Here is a 2,580-nt window from a genome sequence, read left to right as displayed (position 1 = left end):
AGGGTGAACAGATCGGCCTGCAAAAGGGTGAACAGATCGGCCTGCAAAAGGGTGAACAGATCGGCCTGCAAAAGGGTAAGCAAATCGGCCTGCAAAAGGGTGAACAGATCGGCCTGCAAAAGGGCTTGCGGCTAGCGCAGCAGGGCTTACAGCAGGCTCGCCAACTGGCGCAGCAGGGTCTGCTGACTGGCATCCGCCTCTCGTTGAAGTGCAAATTTGGCGCAGACGGTGAAGCCCTCATGACCACGATCACGACCATTGAAGATGTCCCACTACTCCAGTTGCTCGCCGATGCCATTGAGTATGCCGAGAGTGTCGAGGAGTTGCGGGCGTGGTTGGCGGATGAGGCGGAGTAGTGTTGGGGAGCGGGAAGCGGAGGGCGGGAAGCGGGGAGCGGGGAGCGGGGAGCGGGGAGCGGGGAGCGGGGAGCGGGGAGCGGGGAGCGGGGAGCGGGGAGCGGGGAACGGGGAACGGGGAGCGGCTATCAGCTATGATAACCATGCACTTACCGTTCGCTCATTTTTCACCGAATTCACAAGATTGTTGCATAAGCCCAAGAGCAAGGCTCGTAGTAGGCGCTTTAGCGCCGTCCATGGCAATACCTTTCAAATAATGACGAACATAGACCTCACAGGTCTTTGGTGATGGCGTTCCAGTGCAGCAGGGTAAGACCTGTGAGGTCTTATCACGGGCTGGTTACGGCGCTAAAGCACCTACTACCAGCGACTTACGGTGCTAAAGCGCCTACTGCCAGCGGCTTTTGCCCCATTTCTGCGAACCACCAAAAAAATAAGCGAACGGTGAGCATACAACTACGAACGATCATAAAACAGCTCCTCCAACGCGTCGGCTGGGAGCTACAGCGCACCAACGCCCGCGCCCGTCGTGCCACGATGCCAGCGGCCCTACAGTGGCTGACAAGCCAGCGCGTTCCTTGTGCTACAATAGTTGACGTTGGTGCCTCTCATGGCTGCTGGTCTGCGACGTGTATGTGCTCTTTTCCTGCGGCCATGGTGGGCTTGTAGGCACCTGGTTCCCTCACATCCTCCCCCCCGGCCAAAGGGGTGTAGGGCACCGCCCTACAGATTCCAGTCACACCCATATCGAACGCTTTGTCCGTCAAGGGCCACAGGCCTGGGTGCTGACGGAGGCGGTGGGCCGTGATGCGACGATGACGCTTGAAGCTATTCAGGCGGTCTTGGCGCTGGTGGATGTGTATGAGTTGGTTGAATTTCCGCCCGAGGCGCCAACGGATGAGCGGACGGCGCTTTGACGCACACTTTCACCTCGCTGCTAGTAGAAGTGGCTATCTGTGGGGATGGCATTGCTCACTATGGTCAGGGTTAGGTGCGGGCATGTTGGCGCTCAAATACAGCTCTCGGCGCGATCTAATCGAGCGACTGCCGGAGGTGGTTGAACTATGGGTATAGTTTTTGTGATCAGACCTCCGGTCAGGACGACATGTTGACGCTGCTGCGCTACATCGCCGCCGCCGGCAAGCATGTGACGCTGCAAGAGATTATTGACGTGGTAGGGACAACCATCCCCTTGGGAGGTGCGCTCATGGGTACGATTGCCGAAGAGTTGATTGAGCAAGGTATACAAAAGGGCCTACAAAAGGGTGAAGAGATCGGCCTGCAAAAGGGTGAACAGATCGGCCTGCAAAAGGGCGAACAGATCGGCCTACAAAAGGGCTTGCGACAGGGTCGTCAACTAGCGCAGCAGGGCTTACAGCAGGCTCGCCAACTAGCGCTCCAGAGCATCCGCCTCTCGTTGAAGTGCAAGTTTGGCACCGAGGGCGAAGCCCTGATGCAAACGATCACGACGATTGAAGATGTTACTCTACTCCAGTTGCTCGCCGATGTTATTGAGCATACCGAGAATGTTGAGGAGTTGCGGGCGTGGCTGGCGGATGAGGCGGAGTAGGGTTGGGGAGCGGGGAGCGGGGAGCGGGGAGCGGGGAGCGGGGAGCGGGGAGCGGGGAGCGGGGCTTTCAGGTATACAGTCTTTAAGAAGCTATCGTCGGCCTTGAACGATGTAGCCACGTAGAGTAGCCGCCATGACCGACCTCACCAACCCGCACGACAAGTTCTTCAAGGCCACCTTTAGCCAACCCGGCGCGGTGGCGCTCTTTCTGCGCGAGTTTTTGCCCGCTGAGGTGACGGCGCTCTTCGATCTGGCGCACATCCAGCCGGTCAAGGATTCATTCGTTGATGCCACTCTGAAAGAACACTTCTCCGATCTGCTCTTTGCAGTGCCGCTGCACGACGCTGACACGCATGCCTTCGTCTGCATTCTCTTTGAGCATAAGAGCTCGGTAGACCCCTTGACCCCGCTGCAGGTACTCCGCTACATGGTGCAAAGCTGGGATGCCATGCAGCGCCAGCAGCGCCCGCTCGCCCCCATCTTGCCCATTGTGGTCTACCATGGCACGCAACGCTGGACGGTCGCGACCGACTTCCAAGCCCTCTTCGATCTGCCTGCCGCGCTCCAGCGCTACACGCCAACCTTTCACTACCACCTGAGCGACCTGACGACCGCTCGCGACGAGCAACTCAAAGCAATGGCATGGTTGGGGGC

3 protein-coding genes and 1 pseudogene are annotated in these 2,580 nt (G+C 58.7%); all 4 read left to right on the top strand.

Going from position 1 to position 2,580, the window contains the following annotated elements; translation table 11 throughout:
* Positions 1 to 356 (top strand): annotated as a pseudogene (locus tag CJ255_RS23880) (hypothetical protein); the annotation flags it as partial.
* A gap of 782 nt (positions 357 to 1,138) precedes the next feature.
* The gene (locus CJ255_RS24750) at positions 1,139 to 1,273 is read left to right on the top strand and encodes a hypothetical protein (protein WP_281257232.1); all 135 of its coding nucleotides are present in this window, start codon (positions 1,139 to 1,141) and stop codon (positions 1,271 to 1,273) included.
* A 140-nt stretch (positions 1,274 to 1,413) separates the two neighbouring features.
* Complete coding sequence (locus CJ255_RS21650; RefSeq protein WP_124682052.1) at positions 1,414 to 1,926, top strand: RpnC/YadD family protein; 513 nt, start codon at positions 1,414 to 1,416, stop codon at positions 1,924 to 1,926.
* Between the two features lie 133 nt (positions 1,927 to 2,059).
* Positions 2,060 to 2,580 (top strand): Rpn family recombination-promoting nuclease/putative transposase (locus CJ255_RS21645; RefSeq protein WP_165774881.1); only part of this gene is annotated, 521 nt, incomplete at its 3' end.

It is taken from the genome of Candidatus Viridilinea mediisalina (genome assembly GCF_002532535.1).
GTDB classification, from domain to species: domain Bacteria; phylum Chloroflexota; class Chloroflexia; order Chloroflexales; family Chloroflexaceae; genus Viridilinea; species Viridilinea mediisalina.
The sequence above is the reverse complement of the archived record's forward strand: the minus strand, read 5'-3'. Positions and strand labels throughout refer to the sequence as shown.